The sequence below is a fragment of the Nostoc sp. LEGE 12447 genome, from assembly GCF_015206985.1.
In the GTDB taxonomy this organism is placed as follows: Bacteria; Cyanobacteriota; Cyanobacteriia; order Cyanobacteriales; family Nostocaceae; genus Nostoc.
Genome location: NZ_JADEXT010000009.1, coordinates 208,450 through 225,934 on the forward strand (window position 1 = coordinate 208,450; position 17,485 = coordinate 225,934).

Sequence of the window (17,485 nt, forward strand, 5' to 3'; positions counted from 1 at the left end):
CAAAGGGAGAGGCTAGCGCCGAGGCTAGCGCCAAGGGGGTTTCCCCATGAGCGACTGCCGCGCTGAGTTCGCAGAGAGAAGAGGGGAGGGGAGGTTTATGCAGAAAAATCAAGTTAGAAAAGCTGTAATTCCGGTAGCTGGTTTTGGGACTCGGTTGTTTCCAGCAACTAAGGTTGTGAAAAAAGAGCTTTTCCCGATTATTGATCGAGATGGGAGGGCAAAACCTGTCATTCTCGCAATTATTGAAGAAGCAATTAGTGCTGGAATTACAGAAGTCGGGATCGTGGTACAGCCAGACGATCAAGAAGTATTTGAAGATTTATTGAAAAACCCACCTAAAAAAGAACTTTTAGATAAACTTTCACCGCAAAATAAAGAATATAGCCGATATCTCGAAGATTTAGGTAGCAAAATTACGTTTTTATTGCAAGAAGAACAATTAGGCTATGGTCATGCGGTATTTTGTGCTAAAGATTGGGTAAAAGATGAGCCATTTATGTTAATGTTGGGCGACCACATTTATACATCTGATATTGAAAAATCTTGTGCTAGTCAAGTTTTAGATACTTACGAACAAGTTAATCAAAGCGTTGTTGGTTTAACTAAAATGCCAGCAGAAATTATTCATAAAGCTGGTTGTGTTACAGGAGTTTGGCAAGAGTTAAACTCGATTTTATCAGTTACACAACTCTATGAAAAACCAACCATTGAGTATGCACAACAGCATCTGTATGTAGAGGGAATGTCAGAAAATGAGTTTTTAGGTATATTTGGATTGTATTTACTTACACCGAAAATTTTTGACTTTCTAGCAGAACACATCAAGCAAAATTTTCAAGAACGAGGCGAATTTCAGTTAACATCCTGTCTGGAAAGATTGCGTCAGGAAGAGGGAATGACAGGATATATTGTTAAAGGTAACTGTTTTGATACAGGTTTACCAGATGCTTATCGTCAGACAATGATTGATTTTAGAAATTTCTAAATTAATCTGAGTTTCAAAACAAAAAGATCCCCGACTTCTTCAAGAAGTCGGGGATCTGAGCGTCTCAGTAGCCTTTAATTACGAATTACGAATTATGAATTATTTTGCAACAGTTGCTCGCGGATTAGAAACCCTGGCGGCTCAGGAGTTAGAGCAACTGGGTGCCCATTCTGTGGAGCCAGGATTTTGCGGTGTAGCCTTTGAGGGCGATCGCACTTTGCTTTATCGCGTCAACCTCTGGGCTAGGCTACCGTTCCGAATCTTGGTGGATATCGATGAGTTTCCTTGCCAAAATGCCGATGATCTCTATCGTGGTATCCAGACTATCGATTGGGTAAACTATTTAACGCCAGACATGACGCTAGCTGTGAATGTCACGGGCAAAAACCAGCACCTCAACCACAGCCACTTCACATCTCTACAGGTCAAAAATGCGATCGTCGATCAGCAGCAGGAAAAGCTGGGTGAGCGTTCAAATGTAGAACTTCATCAACCAGATGTGCGGATTAATGTTCACATTGAGCGCGACTTTTGTACCGTCAAACTCGATAGTTCTGGAAATAGTCTACACCGCCGAGGCTATCGCCCTGCGGTTGGAGCAGCACCTCTTAAGGAATCTCTGGCTGCTGCCCTCATTCAACTTTCGGGCTGGCAGCCAAACCAAATGTTCTACGATCCTCTCTGTGGATCTGGCACTTTACCCTTGGAAGCTAGCTTAAAAGCACTGAACATAGCACCAGGGCTGTTTCGTGAGTCCTTTGGATTTGAAAATTGGCTCGATTTTGATCTGTCCCTTTTAGAAAAGCTGCTCCAAGAAGCTAAGGACAGCCAACTGGATATCCTTCCCGCACCGATTTGGGGAAGCGATCGCGATGAAAATATAATTGAGCAAGCGATTAACAATGCCCAAAACTGTGGCGTTGATAATCATGTATGGTTTTCTCAAATGGAGCTTGCCGATGTTGTCGCCCCCGCAGACAGTGGGATTTTATTCTGCAATCCACCTTATGGCGAACGGTTGGGGCGAGATATTGATTTAGGGGCATTTTACAAACTTTTGGGCGATGTGCTGAAACAACGCTTCAAAGGCTGGACTGCGTTTGTGTTGAGTGGCAACAAGGAACTGTCTCAATCCATTGGGCTGAAATCATCCAAGCGAATTGCGGTGTATAACGGAGCGTTGCCTTGTCAGTTAATGAAATATGAGTTGTATTAAGGCGATCGCTCTCAACTACTTCTGTTAGATCCAAAGACGTGATAAATCGCCGTCTCTACAATAATCGGTCTTTTGTAGAGACGGCGATTCATCGCATCTTTTGCCTTAACTATCTCCATAGACTCATCGGTGATATTTTTAATACTCTTTAACAAATTTAAATTTAGCCAAGAAAAGCTTGAAACCATTTATTAGTGGATATTCTGGCAGTTATGATGAAACGTTTACAAAAAGGTGGCAGTATAATCGGTGACTGACAACCTGCAATTTATTTATAGCTAAGGGGCTATTTATGTCAGATCAATTCACGTTTACCGTTACCAATGACACCGAACAGGCAATTACAGAGTTGTGGGTATCTGTCGATGATGAAGATTGGGCTTCATTTACCTTGAGTGATTCAGGGATTCCATCGGGTGAAACAGTAACAATTGCTTGGGCTGAATATACAAATGATTCGCCCTGTGAATGGTATATCTCTGCTGTCTTTGAAGATGAATCAGAAAGTGAGTCAGCTCTATTTAACTTCTGTGAAGAACCAGCTTTAACGTTCGGCTAAATTTCCCATTGCGATCGCATCCAGTATGATTTCGTTCTCAGTCGAAGCCTGGGAATGCCTAATCTGAAGGCTGCCGCCTCAAGACTTGCGATCGCAATTCCTCAAAATACTTAAAGCCACCGCCTCTGCCACCTTAATCCCATCGATACCAGCCGAGAGAATTCCCCCTGCGTATCCCGCTCCCTCCCCAGCCGGATAAAGACCGACTGTATTTAAACTCTGATAATCTTCTTTGCGTTTAATCCGAATCGGTGATGAAGTGCGGGTTTCCACACCAGTCAATACGGCATCATCCATTGCAAATCCTTTAATTTGTTTGTCAAAAGCAGGAAGTGCTTCGCGGATGGCGGCGATCGCATAATCTGGTAAACTCTGGCTCAAATCACCTAAATGTACTCCAGGTGTATAAGACGGTTTGACCGTGCCGAATGCTGTAGAGGGACGATTGTTGAGAAAGTCACCTACCAACTGCCCCGGAGCTTCATAAGTTCCACCACCCAATTTAAAAGCCTGTTCTTCTAAACGTCGTTGAAAGTCAATTCCCGCCAAAGCATTCCCCGGATAATCTTCGGGGGTGATGCCCACAACGATCGCACTGTTGGCATTACGCTCATTGCGAGAGTATTGGCTCATCCCGTTGGTGACAAGTCGCCCCGGTTCTGATGCAGCTGCAACCACCAAGCCTCCTGGACACATACAAAAACTATAAACGGAACGACCATTTTGACAGTGGTGAACCAGTTTATAATCGGCAGCACCTAAAATCTTATGACCAGCTTGAGGGCCGAAACGACATTGGTCGATGAGAGACTGGGGATGTTCCACCCGAAAGCCAATGGAAAAAGGTTTAGGCTCGATGTAAACTCCGCGATCGTATAGCATTTGGAAGGTATCGCGGGCGCTGTGCCCCACTGCCAGAACTACATAATCGCTGGCGATATATTCCCCACTGGCAAGGGTGACTCCCCGCACTTGTCCATTTTCGATGTTGATATCTTCCACCCGACTTTCAAAGCGAATTTCGCCGCCGAGGGATTCGATTTTGGCACGCATACTTTGGACGATTCCCACCAGTTTGAAGGTGCCGATATGTGGTTTGTTGATATAGAGAATTTCTGGTGAGGCTCCGGCGTTGACGAGTTCGGTTAATACTTTACGCCCATAATGCTGAGGATCTTTAACTTGACTGTAGAGTTTGCCATCGGAAAATGTACCCGCTCCACCTTCGCCAAACTGGGCATTAGATTCGGGGTTAAAGTCTGATTTTTTCTTCCAAAAGCCAAAGGTATCAGCAGTGCGATCGCGAACTTTTTTGCCACGTTCTAAAATGATGGGACGGAAACCCATTTGTGCCAGCATCAAACCTGCAAATAATCCACAAGGCCCAGTACCAATCACAATGGGGCGAATCGCCAAATTGCTCGGTGCTTTTGCCACTGGGCGATAACTCATGTCTGGCGTAACCATTACATGAGGATTTTTTTTCAGGCGCTTGAGTAGATGAGTTTCTTGAGTTGTTTCTACATCCAGAATATAAACAAGAGCGATCTCTCCTTTCTTACGGGCATCATAGCTACGCTTGAAGATGGAATAGCTGATCAATTCTTCGTCCGTGATTTGCAGCTTTTTGAGGATGGCAGACTTGATCTCATCTTCAGGATGATCAAGCGGGAGCTTTACTTCTGTTAGTCGTAACATAGCGAGGAGAAATTCATACTATCTATCAAAATTTTAATCAAAGTCAGTGTGGTACAGCTGATGCTTAAACCAGACTGACAGCCGACTCTAACATTCGTATTATCCCAAGTTCAGCATCTATTTCCACTTCCACACCGATTGGCAAGGTAAATTTATCTTTAATATGACCAATCATTGAACCGTACCAAGCAGGAATACCTAAAGGAAGTAGGTGTTGTTGCAATACTTGCATTAATGTAAATGATGGTTCATCCCCAAGACTACATTTAGTGCATTGCCCAAAGATAAAGCCAGCAATTTGATTAAGTATCCCAGCAGTTTTTAACTGCGTCAGCATTCTATCTATCCGGTAAACATCCTCGCCAACTTCTTCCACAAATAGGATGCTTTTGTTCCAAGAAGGTAGATAAGGTGAACCTATCATCGCTGATAGCACTGATAAGTTTCCACCGATGAGTTTACCTCTCGCCTTTCCTGGTGCTATTGTCTCCACCCGCACTTCGCTAGGCTTGAGATTTTCCATAGTCACTGCTTCACCATTAAAAAGGATGCGTTTGAAGTAATCGACTGTAAATTGATTCCAGGTAGATGTGGCAACTGGCCCATGAAAAGTAATCATTTTACTACGGGCGTTAATTGCCAACAACAGCGTTGTAATATCGCTGTAACCAATGATAATTTTCGGATAGGAGCGGATTAGTGAATAGTTGAGTAGGGGTAAAATGCGATTACAGCCCCAACCTCCACGCATAGGGATAATTGCTTTGATGGTGCGATCGCTAAACATCAAGTTTACATCCTGGGCGCGATCGATATCTTTACCCGCTAAATAGCCGTAACGGTCTAAAATATGCTTCCCCAACTTGACTTTTAACCCTAATTGGGAAAGTGATTGCTGTGCTGCTTCGATATCTTTAGCGTCAACAATACCCGCAGGGGCGATTAATCCTACAGTATCTCCCACTTGTAGGCGTGACGGCTTGCGGATGATGTTTGGAGATGGCTTACCTTCAGCAGTAAATGCTGGTATCTGGGTGGCTAAGGTAGCTAGTCCACAGGTTGTAATAAATTCCCGACGTTTGATATTCATAACCATTTAGTTGGGGACTAGAGACTGTTTTCGTAATACCCAGTACCCAGTTTTGTAAAGAGTAGTCATAGCACAATAGAGTTCAGTTAGTGCCAAAAATCTTAAACTGCGTAGGTTTGGGTTGCGGTTTCCCGACTTGTACCCCTACGGGGAAGCAAGCTACGCTCTTAGCGTTCCCATAGGGGTAGCAAGTGGCATTTGAGGAACGAAACCCAACCTTGTATCTTAGAAAGAGTAGTAGACCGTCCCAACCTAGGTCATAATAGACCGCTTTGTAGTATGTGGCACTACAAAAATCTCCATTACAGAACTCGAACAGTCGCCGGGGTCAAAACTTTAAACACTGAAAGTTCTCTTTTTGCCTACAAGCGAAATCCAGCAACTGGGGAAGGTTCAGCGGCGATGCGACCATCTTAACCCAATACTTTTCGGTTAAGGGGGAAAGGGAAAGGGTTTGAATTTTCCTTTCCCCATTGCCCTTTAACCTTTCCCCAGACCAAAAGAAAGATTATTGGGTTTAACCGAAAAGTATTGCATCTTAACCAAGAGGCACAAGTCTTTTTGCCCATACCAGGCACCGCTGAATCTAGCGCAGAGTTCCCCTATTGCGTCAATCTTCCCAGTCGCTATTTTTTGTTAGCGATCGCTTGACTTTTAAGACAGTCGCTACTATTTCTCTTAACCCAAGCGTATTGGAGTATAAGTCTGTAGTCAATTCACTTATTTATCCTTTACTAAGTTAGAAAATAGCCTCTGCCAATCGATAGAGTTAACAGTATTGTCTGTCTGTTTTACCTCAAAGGTGATATTACAAGCTGGTGCTATTTTTAGCGCTTGCACACAAAGTTCTGCCACATCTTCACGGCTGATTTTGCCCTTAATATTATCGCCTTGCTCGAATATTAATTCCTTACCCCCTGGTTCCTCAGTTAAAGCACAAGGTCTAATAATCGTATAAGGAATTCCGCTTTCTCTTAAACTATCTTCTCCCTTCAACTTCCAAGTTAGAATTCCTCCTAATTGGTCATTTAATTTCACTGCTGGCGGTTCTTCATCTAAATTAATGCCAGGGCGACCGGGACGAGTTACGCCTGCTGAACTGACTAGGACAAATTGTGGTAAAGTTGTACCGCCGTAAGCCTTAATTGATTCCAATTGAAAAGTAAAACCACCAGGGGAAAATTTGGGATTCAAAGCCCCATCATATTCAAATTTGCTCAACATTAATTGGAATGAACAAATTCTAGTCTGCTCAATAGGCGGCGCATCTTTGACAACTTTTGCCCGAAAGACGGGAATCAAATCTGCAAAGGGTATGTGAACATCTATCCAAGTATTAGCTACTGTGTCAAAAGAATAGCTGTAGCCAATGCCATCCCATTTTGTATCTGTTCGTAGGAAGATTTTATAACGTTGTCCATCACCTTTGACGTGCAATTTCACACCTTCATAACCGGATAAGTTGAAGGGGGGATCAAAATTCTTAGTTCTAACAGATGCAAATCCACCAGAGTTAGCGGTGGAGACATTACCTGCAAATAAAGCTGTATTTTCTACTAATTGAATATTACTGGCACTCACGCCACCCATGACAACATCATCCAACGCCCCCCAGTTATCTTTTAATTCTGCTGATGGCTTGGTGAAATCAAATATCGGTTTTTCGTTTGCTTGGGGTAAATATTTTGCAGCCGCTTGGACTAAGTTTTTGACACCTTGATATTCTACATTTTCTGGGGTGTCGCCAACAATTTCTGGCTGGTAAAATTTCACACCTTGATAATATTTGGCTCTATCGGCTGTGTCTCCCTCAACTGGTTGCACGCGCACTGCTGTGCAGCAAACTACAGCTTGGATATCAGCCATAACTAAAGGAGTTAAAGTTTCTGGTTTTGTGATATCTGCAACTACTAAGTCTATATCATTACCTAGAATCGACCGTGCTTTGTCAATGTCTCGAACTAGGGCGCGAACTTTATAACCCTGTTGGAGCGATCGCTGCACCACTCGTTTACCTACACCACCTGTTGCACCCGCTACAAGTATTACACCCACGTTTCTCCCTCCATTGGGTCTATCTTGATTATCCTTTGGATGGCCTTGGATTAACTGCTGTAGCCAGTTAAGGAAAGGAATTACCTCAAAGTAAGTCAGGGTTTCGAGAAACCTGCCTAAGTCCCATTGAGAACGATTTTTGTCAGTCATATTTGCGTCCTCATAACTTTCTTCAGTCTAGCCCAATGAGCTAGTTATGTTGTCTTTAAGCCAGTCCCACACTTTTAATAGTTTTGTCCAAACCGCAAGTACTAAGCAGGTTCTGCCCATCTGGGCTGATGGCAAAAGAATTAATATTGGTTTTATGTGTCATCGACTGGGACTGAGAGCCATATTGATCGATCTAATGGTTGAGGTTGAGATTAAAGGCGACGAGGCGATGATTCAGATTTTGGCGGAATTCTCCAAGCGCAATGCATCTTACGTTAAGGGAATTCCCAAACTGACCATCTCACTTGATGAATCTCCTTTGTGGATTTTGGGACAGTATCTCACTCAACTCGCAATACTTTTCGGTAAAACCCAATAATCTCTCTTTTGGTCTGGTGAAAGGTTAAAGCGCAATGGGGAAAGGGCAATTTAAACCCTTTCCCTTTCCCCTTTCCCCCAAAACCCGAAAAGTATTGACTCAACTCGGACTGTCCACTGAGTCGTGGCGATCGCTGGAGGATGATCGGAGGGTTAGGTACTATCGATTGAATACTGAGGATGTCACGTTTGTCCAGCCTGTATTACCAATGATTTCGGAATCTCTTGTCTAACGTTGAGTTTTTTGTTGATAAATTTGCGGCGCAAGAATCACTTGAATTTGCTTTTCTTGGCATCTTTGAGAAAAAACGCTAATTTGCTCAAGCTCGTCTCCTCCAATTGACAAAGATTCTAAAAATCCTTGAAATCCTAAAAAAGCTAATTCGTAAATGGCTTTCTGACTAAAACCACCTCCAAAATAGCCTGTGTGGGTATCAATACCTTGAGGATCTCTATTGTTAATAGATTTCCGAATAAATGCCAAGGTTAGGAGAATGTAATTCCCAAAATTTATCGCAGGCTTTTGGATGGCAGAACTAACAATTCCGATCTGATCTATCCGGTCATCTTTATAATCTGTACAGTCAAAATATGTAAATAAATCTGCGGGTTGTACCGACTCTTCTGACATTTTAGTTATCTCTTCAAGTTTTCTATGTTCGCTACTAGAAGAACGAATTTCTAAATATTTATAAGGGTTGTCAAGTCTGTAACCTTTGCCATAGTCTTGCTTGTGCAAATTAACAACTCCATATCTGGGTGTGTGACCCACTAAATCATTTTTATTGTTGAAATGCTTAACTGTTATATTCCCAAGCCTATATCCACTAATACGAGTTCGCGCTGGGAAACTAAAATAATTTGCGGCAGTAGAGGTAAATCGTAACGCTAAGTCTCCCTCATTACAAAATATATAAGCTTCTTCGCAGCGACGTAAAGAAGAACGAAGGAAATTAGCACGTCCTGGCAAGATACTTTCTACAGGTATATCAGGTGCAACTAGTACAAGTCTGCCTAATCGAAATACATTGCCAATATCCGAATCCGGTTTTTTATTAATAGATTTTACATCAAAAACATCAGAGAGAATACGAATTACATCTGTAACTACAAAACATCCCATGCTATGACTAATAAAAGATAACTTAATCCGTTTATTTCGAGGTAGTTTTACCGTATAATCAAGCTGTCTAATCAATTCAACTAAATCTGTAACTCCGTAATTAGTCGCTCTATAAGTATCACGGAAATAAGTAGATAGTCTAAGAATAATTAATGTAAAAATAATTACAGATACAATGCCAGATAAAATTAACATCGCTGTGAAAAAGTGGACAGCGCTATTACTCAAAATATTTAGGAACAATAGAGCTATAGCAGACCATATACTAATTGTTAGTCCCAGAGCTAAATTGATAGCTAATAAAATTGGTAGAGAAGAAAGTGCGTTGATTAGCTTTTGCCCAAAAGAACCAGACTCATCCGTTTTTACAGGATTTTCCGATGGCCATCTATATCCGATAAAAATATACTTATTTGGTTGCTGAATAGCCGTATTAATGTATTCATAAATCTTTTTGCAGCCTGTCTCTGTATCCGATGGTGTAGAACTATATCCATGAATATTTATAATAATTTCTGGTTCGGGGCTTGATTCCAAAGTTTTAGCAATTTTCTCAATCATGTCTTGGGTTGAAGGTTCAGCTTGTCCATCATTGATATTAAAAAGCTTTTTATTAGCAACTAATGATAAATATCTATTAGAATTATGTTCTTCTGTCTCAACGTTCAGTTTGGCAGTACTGACTACTAAATAGCCAGGGATTTTTTCCTGATTAATTTTTTTAAATTCGTAAATTTTATACGGTTGATTGTCTGGCAGATTTTGATTATCACAATAGTTCATCAGGTCTATTTCCTTTTACAATTAAGACTCAGTATATCGTAATCGCTTTTTGTTGGTGTTAGAGCAGCCTGCTTAGATAATGAATTCACTAAATATTTATATGAATTATCTATAAGCAAATCCTGCCTTCTTGTTTAATCTCTTGAAGTAAGCCTTTAACTAATTTGGGATTGCTGAATCAAAATAACGAATTAGAGGCTTATACTTTTTATTACATGAGTAGTCATTTTTAGTCTTGACTGCTTTTCTAAAAGAGTATTGACTAGGAAACGGGTAAACTTGCTACCCAAAAGGACAAACCATGTCAATTTGAGTGGTGTGCAATCACTAAACACTCATTTTTCACCCTAGAAAGCATATCGTTAAAAGCAGGAGTATAACAACCATCTTGATCAACAACCTTACGGAGAGTATACTCACCAGCCCTAGAAAGTCCGCCGAACCAAATGTTATTTCTGTACCAAATATCTCCATTAAGAGAATTTTTGTCTTGGGACATTGTACAACTTACAATCAATGTTGAAATTGGTATTCCCAGCAAAACAGGGATGACTTGAGCTTGTTGCAACGTTTCATCTTCAAATTGAATTTTGTAAATTACTTTAAACCATTGAATTAAACGTAGTAATATCCAACCCGCAATCGAGTTATGAAAAGTCCACTGTAATGGAGCAAAGGTTGGTAAAACCAAAGTTCTACTCTGCATATTCCATTCCAAATTGTACATAGTAATGCAAGTATCTGGCAGAGGATTCCCATCCATAAAAAATACACCCTTAAGGATAGATGGTAAGTTTGTTTCTTTAATTGGAATCATCCAGGTTGCAATATTATCTAGTTGCTTCTCTTCAATTAATTCGGTCATACTAATTTTTAATTCGTAATGAATATACACCCAAAAAGCACTTACAAACATCCTCTAATTCAAAACTTCCGGCTCTTAATTTTATTACTTACAGTCGTTGAGCAAAACCTTGTAGCACTAAATTATTAGGAGTAACGGCAGTCACTTTTTCAAAATCCCACTTGACTTCTGTAATTGAGTCCCATTGATAGTTCTGGAACAGATGTAAACAGAAAATCTTGATAAAGCCAATTGATAAGGATTTACCAGGACAGGCTCGCTCATGCTCTTCACCGTTCCAAGATAAAATATCTGAAAAATTCCGTGTAAGGTCAAAATCATCTGGATTTTGGTATCTGTTGGCATCCCGATTAGCTGTAAGAATAGAGCCAAGCAAACGAGTACCTTTTTGGAATGGACATTTTTGTTCTCCAATCTCAACTTCACCCCCTTCAGTGGTGAGTTGGCTAACAAACCGCACAGGTGGATAGAGACGAGCCGTTTCTAAAATCACTTGATTGAGAAGTGTTAACTGTTCTAGAGCATCTGGGTCTAAAGTTTTCTTACCATTCCAGACTGCATTCACTTCTGACACTACATCATTTCTGAGGGCATTATCCAAGCAGAGAACGCCAATAACTGATCCTAAAAGCGCACTCGTGCCGGCAGTACCAGCGATATGAATCATATCGAAAAGGGTATTAGCGATTTGGTGTTCGTTCAACTGATACTGAGCGCCTGTTTCAAAGTAAGATGCCCATAAAGCTGATTGTTTATATCGCTTGGTTAAATATTGACGATGCCGAATTTTTGGTGCTGTTAATATTGCCAGCAGATACTTGTTAATAAAATTAGGCAAGGATGCGAGAGCCAAACCTTTAATGTAACTATCGGATGCTGTAATTTCTTCCTCAGATAAAGATATCTGAAAAACCAGTTGATGCAAAACTGATAGCATGATCTTTGGTAAATCGTTACCGATGTGTAATTTGCCTTGTTTAGCAGCTTCTAACAAGCTTTGCTCAACTAGATTCCCTAAGAAGTCTATCTTTTGAGACGGTTCTGGTAAGGCTTGTAAGATTACAGTACGTAGTCCTGTGTGTTCGTTACCGTTCGTTCCCAAGCTCAGAGGATTATCAAGCAGGTAGTTAGGAGCTAATATTCTGATGATGCCTAAATCATTTCCTCGCAGTTGGGGTTGGGTTTGCATTAGTTCCCTCACCTGCGAGTGAGAGGAATGCATAATTGCTTGGTCTACCGCAAAATACTTGTCTCCAATATTGTCCTTACGGATGTAGAGAAAGTCCCGCCACGCTTTGAGTATGATTGAGGCATCTGTATAATAGAAAATCAAACGCAGAAACTTGCCGATCGCAGTGTCATAACCTACTTTGGCTAGTATAGGTGCAAGCCAAAGCTGGCGATCGTGACCTTTGAGAACTTTATCTTTAAGTGTCATAATATTTATTTTGAGTCATTTGTCATTGGTCATTTGTCATTGGTCATTTATTATTGGTCATTTATTATTGGTCATTTGTCATTGGTCATTTGTCGTTAGTTATTTGTCCCTAATTCAGATATTGATGCTTTGAGGAATTTTAGAAGGAAGTAGATACTCATAGGGTGGACGGTGCAAATTACGTTGCTTGATGGTATCTTCTACCTGCTGAAGATGACTTTGGAATGCCTGTAACAATGGTTTTACTTTCTCGTCTGTGAAGTATCCTTGCTCATACTCGCCCAGCTTGTTGTAGTATACAGACCCTAATAAGCTGAGTAAGTTGTATTGCCGTTGTGCCTGATCTAAAGGGGGGAGCAAATTAAGGTAGTCTTGTTCAGTAACTTCTCTTTTAAGAGTTGAGGCTGGTAAATAACCTGCCATTGGTATAGCTGCGGCGTAGCCCATCAAATCTTTTTGCGGAAAGTTAACGGCTGCATGTTGGGCACTGGCAGTAAAAATAATCAGTGTAGTGGCATCAATCAGGTAATTTAGCGTTTTGATGCCCCCACCTTCGCCAAAATCGGGGAGACGACCACCATCGTAAGCTGAGATTTCAGCTGCCCACGCTTGCAATGCTCTGTCTTTTTGAATGTCTTCATCCGTGGTGTAGTAAAGGTTCAGGTAGTCTGAAACCCATTGATGAATGGCATTCCAGACTAGTAGGGCATCATCCCGGTAAGGATAAATAGGCAAGATATTGGGATCGTCTACACCGCGCTGTTGGAATTGCTTAGGTAAGATGGCGCTGTTAAAACTATAGCTTTGCAACCCTAGCACTGCTAAAACGCGAGAGTTATCGATTGATGATGAGAGTAATCTATCGACACCACCGCCTGGAGCAATGAGAATCCGTTGGGCGGCATCGTTAATTGCTAAGGTGCTATCAAAATGCGGGCGCAGCAGGATTCTCAGGGGATGGGTGAGTGGCAATTGTCGAGCAGTTGCGATCGCAAAAACACCAATCAAAAGATGAGTTCTTGCTAGGTGAGTAACAGCTTCGTGGTAGTTAGCATCTGCTATTTGGACTACTGTTTTGGCAAAAAGCCAAGAGTATTTACCGGAGTTAGGGGTAACAATTGGATAATCTGGGTCTGGGGTTTGACCGCATTGAATGGCTATCGGACGCAATAGACGGGTGGGGTCTGAGCCTTTGGGTAAGGCAAACAGTGCTAGGGGAGCATAGAGATATTTTTGCTCGTGTGGGAATGTACCGTTGATCGCACCATCTAAAATTTTATAGTCAGCTAAGTAGAGTCTTCCTTCAAGCCCGGCTGCTGCTAATGAATCGTCATTTCCCATCACTGCTTGATAATGTTCGTCTGTGACTGGGAAGCGATCGCTTAGAGTAGTTACTCGCTCAATCGTGACGGGATTGTAGCCAGCAACTCTCATGTAGGCAAATACTTCATCTTCCTGATAAGTTTTAGCGATGGCTGGTAGACTAATCACCGGAAACAAATTTTCGTAGTCCTTGAGACTGGTTGCATGTCCTGTAGGCTGTCCTTCATATAAAAGGGTAATTATCCTATTTAGAGCATCTCTGAGGATCGCAAGTCCGTTTTCTTTCAGAATAGAATGAAAAAGATCGTCGAGTTCTCTAAAATCCTTAGATATCTCTTTGAGCAAAAGCTGAGGGATAATTTGCAGGATTCTTGCCAGAATGCTGATTCGGGCTGGTACTGCTCCCTTGAGCAAGGCTTCTAAAATAAATCTTTCGACATCATCACGAATCGATTTAGAATCTTGATTGCCTCTGTTGACAATCAAGGTATTGATAAAAAGAACTCGTAACTGCTGGGCTAATAAAAAATACCAGTTAGTGGTGAACTCTTCCGTAATAGAAAGCTGATCCACCATCGCAATAGATGGAATATGGTTGTAGTTATATTGATACTCTTGCCTAGCTATATCTAAAGTATGAGTACTTGATGAACTGATTGAATGATCTGGTGATAAAGCAGTCATTGGCTCTACTCATGTGTAGTACTGGGAAATTTAACACTTGAGGATAAACAGGTTTGAGTTACTAACTTTCGGTCAAAGGAACAGGGAACAGGCAACGGACAACAGTGAAGATTTTTGGTTAGATGCGGATCTTGTTACCTCGACCTTTCATCGGGTCAAAAGCCCCGTCCCAATGGGACGATTGTGTTGGACGGGTTAACAGTCCCCTTCCAACTCCTGCCCTGTTCCCTATTGCCTTTATCTAAACTTATTATCGCAATCAAGTTTGAAATTTTGATTTTTCTAAAGAAATTTTCTGGAATTTCTCAATTTTTGAGCCACACGCTAAATGTTTCGAAATTTTGCAAGGAATATTTAGCACTACAAATGATACTTGCCAAGATTTAGAAACAATTCTCTAATAACACTTTCGGACTAAGGCACTGTGTTGGAGTTGACATTTTAACTACTGAAACAACATCAGGAAGACGACTATTAGATTCTTCTTCTGCTTCCTATGTCTCCAATTTTTCCTTTACTTACACAGCGATGGGATATTCTTTTCTCTTACCCTCTGTTTATCAAAAATCTATCTCTACCTCACTGCTTTTCTCCTTCAACAGTTAGAAGCAGCGAATTTTGCTCCCATGCAAAGCTAGCTATCAGGGCAAGTTCTCATACTGTGGCAAAAGGATTAATTTGTGGATATTAACAGACGAGATTTACTGAAGCTAGTTTCTGCTTCTGGTTTAGGTGGAGCTGGAGTATTTGCTTTACAAGGTTTCACTAAACAGGTTTTAGCACAAAATCAGCCTACCCCACTCCAGATAAAAAAAGGTGAAATGCTCTACAGGCAACTAGGACGCACTGGAGAACAAGTATCTGTAATTGGTCTAGGTGGTCATCATATTGGTAGACCAAAAGATGAGCAAGAGGGTATTAATCTGATCCGTACTGCCCTCGATCGCGGGATTAATTTTATGGACAATTGCTGGGATTACCATAACGGAGGTAGCGAAATTCGCATGGGTAAAGCTCTGCAAAATGGTTATCGTCAAAAAGCTTTTCTGATGACTAAAATTGACGGTCGCACAAAGGCGGCCGCTACTAAACAAATTGATGAATCTTTAAAACGTTTGCAAACAGACCGCATTGATTTATTGCAGCATCATGAAGTCATTCGTATGGAAGACCCAGACCGGATTTTTGCCCCTGGTGGTGCGATGGAAGCAGTTGTGGAAGCACAAAAAGCTGGCAAGATTCGCTACATAGGCTTTACTGGACACAAAGACCCTTTAGTACACCTGAGAATGTTGGAAGTTGCCAATCAAAACAACTTCCGTTTTGATGCAGTGCAGATGCCGTTAAATGTTATGGATGCCCATTTCCGCAGTTTTGAGAGGCAAGTTTTACCCAGACTGGTTCAGGAGGGAATTGCTGTACTGGGGATGAAATCAATGGGCGACCAAAACATTCTCAAAAGCAATGTGGTCAAGCCTATCGAATGTCTGCATTACGCGATGAATCTGCCAACTTCAACGGTGATTACAGGCATTGAAAGTATGCCCATCTTAAACCAGGCTTTCGAGGCAGTACGTACTTTTACACCCATGAGCCAAGAACAAGTTAAAGCATTACTGAATCGGACTCGCCAAGCTGCTCTTAAAGGTCAGTATGAACTGTTTAAAACCACTAGCCAATTTGATGGTACAGCCAAAAATCCTGAGTGGTTGGGATAAGTTTTAAGCAAACGGGTTTTGGGTTTAAGACCCCGACTCAATCAAACACGGACTTTGGTAATACGACTATTTAATAAAGCCACAGCAGACTGTTGCACCTAATTGGTTAAGATATCTAAGCATTCATCCCGCCATCAACATCAAGTGTTGCACCGGTGATGAAAGCTGCGTCAGGACTGGCGAGAAAAGCGACCGCAGCTGCAACTTCCTCTGGCTTACCGTAGCGGTTGAGCGCTGTGGCTGCTTTTTGGATTACCGCAAAATCACTATCAGATGGGTTCATATCAGTTTCAATTGGGCCTGGCTGTATAACGTTAACTGTAATCGCCCTCGACCCCAGGTCACGTGCCCATCCGCGCGTGTAGCCAGCGATCGCAGATTTAGTTGCTGAATAATCGGAGATTCCTGCCCAAAGCGAATGGGTTCCAACACAGGAGCCGATGGAGATGATCCGTCCACCTTCAGTCATGAGTGGTGCAGCAGCGCGGACGGCAGCCACTACGCCACCCACATTGATCGCAAACTGCCGTTCTAAGGATGCAATATCGCTTGCAGGATCGCCAACTATACCAAGGACAAATACGCCAGCGTTGTTCACGAGAATATCGAGACGACCAAAGCGTTCAGCGACCATCTTAACCAAATTCCCAACCTGGAGAGGATCGGCTTGGTCGGCTTTGAAGGCGGCGGCACTAACGCCTTTTTCTTCGAGTTCCCGGACAACGATCGCGGCCGTTTCGGATGAGGTGGCATAACTGATGGCAATGTCTGCGCCGTCTTCAGCCAGACGTTTAGCGATCGCAGCACCAATACCCCGTGAACCACCTGTAATGAGGGCAACTTTACCTGTGAGTTTCTTAATATTGCTATTCATGATTTTTGCTTTTTCGTTGTTGTAACCTGTTACCTCAGTTATTTTACACCGGGTACTTTTGTCAAGATTTTGACAACGCTATTAATAAATAACCAAGCCTGATGTATTTTACCCAAATTTGAAAAATCGCAATGCGTATTTACTGATGATCGTTCACTTCAGTAGAAATCTGTATTTGTGGTTCTTAGACTGACGCAAGTAAGTAAATTCGCCAGTTATTTAGCATAACTAGACTTAGACTATTACGTAAATAAACGGACTATACGCACTGTCAGAGAAAGTTTATAGTCATTGCGTGGTGCTAAAGATTAGCGAGGCTAATCATTATTTAATTCGCATTTGAAGAGTTAACTTGACTTGAATTCTGGGAACTATCATATTAACTACCAAAATCTATTAGAAAATAACATTCAGACAAGTATAGGAATCATATTTGATTTCTGAAAAGGACTGCGAGATAATACGGGTAAAAATATCTGTCTAATAACGAACAATGATAACCCAGCGTCTAGAAATGGCGATCGCAGAATTACAAGAATTTATAGA

General features: G+C 41.7%; 15 protein-coding genes. 6 read left to right on the top strand and 9 right to left on the bottom strand.

Going from position 1 to position 17,485, the window contains the following annotated elements; genetic code table 11:
• Positions 1-97: 97 nt before the first annotated feature.
• The 3 genes from IQ274_RS13225 (at position 98) to IQ274_RS13235 (ending at position 2,760) form a co-directional block, all read left to right on the top strand.
• Positions 98-985, top strand: coding sequence for a UTP--glucose-1-phosphate uridylyltransferase (locus tag IQ274_RS13225; RefSeq protein ID WP_194142524.1), 888 nt, complete (start codon positions 98-100; stop codon positions 983-985).
• A gap of 94 nt (positions 986-1,079) precedes the next feature.
• The gene (locus tag IQ274_RS13230) at positions 1,080-2,201 is read left to right on the top strand and encodes a THUMP domain-containing class I SAM-dependent RNA methyltransferase (RefSeq protein ID WP_163926780.1); all 1,122 of its coding nucleotides are present in this window, start codon (positions 1,080-1,082) and stop codon (positions 2,199-2,201) included.
• 292 nt (positions 2,202-2,493) lie between these two features.
• Positions 2,494-2,760 (top strand): hypothetical protein, encoded by a 267-nt coding sequence (locus tag IQ274_RS13235; protein ID WP_114080135.1) that lies wholly within the window; start codon positions 2,494-2,496, stop codon positions 2,758-2,760.
• 78 nt (positions 2,761-2,838) lie between these two features.
• On the opposite strand, the gene IQ274_RS13240 is transcribed toward IQ274_RS13235, so the two are convergent.
• The 4 genes from IQ274_RS13240 to IQ274_RS38025 all read right to left on the bottom strand — a co-directional run bounded on the left by IQ274_RS13240 (position 2,839) and on the right by IQ274_RS38025 (position 7,916).
• Positions 2,839-4,458 (bottom strand): NAD(P)/FAD-dependent oxidoreductase, encoded by a 1,620-nt coding sequence (locus IQ274_RS13240; protein WP_194142525.1) that lies wholly within the window; start codon positions 4,456-4,458, stop codon positions 2,839-2,841.
• Positions 4,459-4,522: 64 nt separating this feature from the next.
• A complete protein-coding gene (locus IQ274_RS13245; protein WP_163926782.1) occupies positions 4,523-5,548 on the bottom strand; it encodes a S66 peptidase family protein in 1,026 nt (341 codons plus the stop codon).
• Positions 5,549-6,268: 720 nt separating this feature from the next.
• Entirely contained in the window at positions 6,269-7,753 is a 1,485-nt protein-coding gene (locus IQ274_RS13250; protein WP_194142526.1) for a CIA30 family protein, read from the bottom strand.
• Positions 7,754-7,808: 55 nt separating this feature from the next.
• Positions 7,809-7,916: a hypothetical protein gene (locus tag IQ274_RS38025; protein WP_369009475.1), complete on the bottom strand. Its 108-nt coding sequence runs from the start codon at positions 7,914-7,916 to the stop codon at positions 7,809-7,811.
• Between the two features lie 33 nt (positions 7,917-7,949).
• Between IQ274_RS38025 and IQ274_RS38030 the strand changes: the two genes are divergently transcribed.
• Together IQ274_RS38030 and IQ274_RS13260 are read left to right on the top strand one after the other, a co-directional pair.
• Positions 7,950-8,132 (top strand): hypothetical protein, encoded by a 183-nt coding sequence (locus IQ274_RS38030; RefSeq protein WP_416209837.1) that lies wholly within the window; start codon positions 7,950-7,952, stop codon positions 8,130-8,132.
• 34 nt (positions 8,133-8,166) lie between these two features.
• Entirely contained in the window at positions 8,167-8,364 is a 198-nt protein-coding gene (locus IQ274_RS13260; RefSeq protein WP_163926784.1) for a hypothetical protein, read from the top strand.
• Here the strand turns inward: IQ274_RS13260 and IQ274_RS13265 are convergent.
• The 4 genes from IQ274_RS13265 to IQ274_RS13280 form a co-directional block, all read right to left on the bottom strand.
• A complete protein-coding gene (locus IQ274_RS13265; RefSeq protein ID WP_194142528.1) occupies positions 8,361-10,037 on the bottom strand; it encodes an alpha/beta hydrolase in 1,677 nt (558 codons plus the stop codon). The two genes, IQ274_RS13260 and IQ274_RS13265, sit on opposite strands and share 4 nt — an antisense overlap.
• A gap of 304 nt (positions 10,038-10,341) precedes the next feature.
• The gene (locus IQ274_RS13270) at positions 10,342-10,902 is read right to left on the bottom strand and encodes a hypothetical protein (RefSeq protein WP_163926786.1); all 561 of its coding nucleotides are present in this window, start codon (positions 10,900-10,902) and stop codon (positions 10,342-10,344) included.
• 88 nt (positions 10,903-10,990) lie between these two features.
• On the bottom strand, positions 10,991-12,340 hold the full coding sequence (locus tag IQ274_RS13275; protein ID WP_163926787.1) for a cytochrome P450: 1,350 nt from the start codon (positions 12,338-12,340) through the stop codon (positions 10,991-10,993).
• Positions 12,341-12,454: 114 nt separating this feature from the next.
• Positions 12,455-14,347 (bottom strand): lipoxygenase family protein, encoded by a 1,893-nt coding sequence (locus IQ274_RS13280; RefSeq protein ID WP_194142529.1) that lies wholly within the window; start codon positions 14,345-14,347, stop codon positions 12,455-12,457.
• A gap of 680 nt (positions 14,348-15,027) precedes the next feature.
• On the opposite strand from IQ274_RS13280, the gene IQ274_RS13285 reads away from it, so the two are divergent.
• The gene (locus IQ274_RS13285) at positions 15,028-16,065 is read left to right on the top strand and encodes an aldo/keto reductase (protein ID WP_163926789.1); all 1,038 of its coding nucleotides are present in this window, start codon (positions 15,028-15,030) and stop codon (positions 16,063-16,065) included.
• Between the two features lie 115 nt (positions 16,066-16,180).
• Here IQ274_RS13285 and IQ274_RS13290 read toward each other — a convergent pair whose 3' ends face one another.
• The gene (locus IQ274_RS13290) at positions 16,181-16,939 is read right to left on the bottom strand and encodes an SDR family NAD(P)-dependent oxidoreductase (protein ID WP_163926790.1); all 759 of its coding nucleotides are present in this window, start codon (positions 16,937-16,939) and stop codon (positions 16,181-16,183) included.
• Positions 16,940-17,485 lie beyond the last annotated feature (546 nt).

What these genes read in the sequence shown, in the direction of transcription:
- IQ274_RS13225 (WP_194142524.1), top strand. Translation starts at nt 98, where the DNA reads ATGCAGAAAAATCAAGTTAGAAAAGCTGTAATTCCGGTAGCTGGTTTT.
- IQ274_RS13230 (WP_163926780.1), top strand. Translation starts at nt 1,080, where the DNA reads ATGAATTATTTTGCAACAGTTGCTCGCGGATTAGAAACCCTGGCGGCT.
- IQ274_RS13235 (WP_114080135.1), top strand. Translation starts at nt 2,494, where the DNA reads ATGTCAGATCAATTCACGTTTACCGTTACCAATGACACCGAACAGGCA.
- IQ274_RS13240 (WP_194142525.1), bottom strand. Translation starts at nt 4,458, where the DNA reads ATGTTACGACTAACAGAAGTAAAGCTCCCGCTTGATCATCCTGAAGAT.
- IQ274_RS13245 (WP_163926782.1), bottom strand. Translation starts at nt 5,548, where the DNA reads ATGAATATCAAACGTCGGGAATTTATTACAACCTGTGGACTAGCTACC.
- IQ274_RS13250 (WP_194142526.1), bottom strand. Translation starts at nt 7,753, where the DNA reads ATGACTGACAAAAATCGTTCTCAATGGGACTTAGGCAGGTTTCTCGAA.
- IQ274_RS38025 (WP_369009475.1), bottom strand. Translation starts at nt 7,916, where the DNA reads ATGACACATAAAACCAATATTAATTCTTTTGCCATCAGCCCAGATGGG.
- IQ274_RS38030 (WP_416209837.1), top strand. Translation starts at nt 7,950, where the DNA reads ATGGTTGAGGTTGAGATTAAAGGCGACGAGGCGATGATTCAGATTTTG.
- IQ274_RS13260 (WP_163926784.1), top strand. Translation starts at nt 8,167, where the DNA reads ATGGGGAAAGGGCAATTTAAACCCTTTCCCTTTCCCCTTTCCCCCAAA.
- IQ274_RS13265 (WP_194142528.1), bottom strand. Translation starts at nt 10,037, where the DNA reads ATGAACTATTGTGATAATCAAAATCTGCCAGACAATCAACCGTATAAA.
- IQ274_RS13270 (WP_163926786.1), bottom strand. Translation starts at nt 10,902, where the DNA reads ATGACCGAATTAATTGAAGAGAAGCAACTAGATAATATTGCAACCTGG.
- IQ274_RS13275 (WP_163926787.1), bottom strand. Translation starts at nt 12,340, where the DNA reads ATGACACTTAAAGATAAAGTTCTCAAAGGTCACGATCGCCAGCTTTGG.
- IQ274_RS13280 (WP_194142529.1), bottom strand. Translation starts at nt 14,347, where the DNA reads ATGACTGCTTTATCACCAGATCATTCAATCAGTTCATCAAGTACTCAT.
- IQ274_RS13290 (WP_163926790.1), bottom strand. Translation starts at nt 16,939, where the DNA reads ATGAATAGCAATATTAAGAAACTCACAGGTAAAGTTGCCCTCATTACA.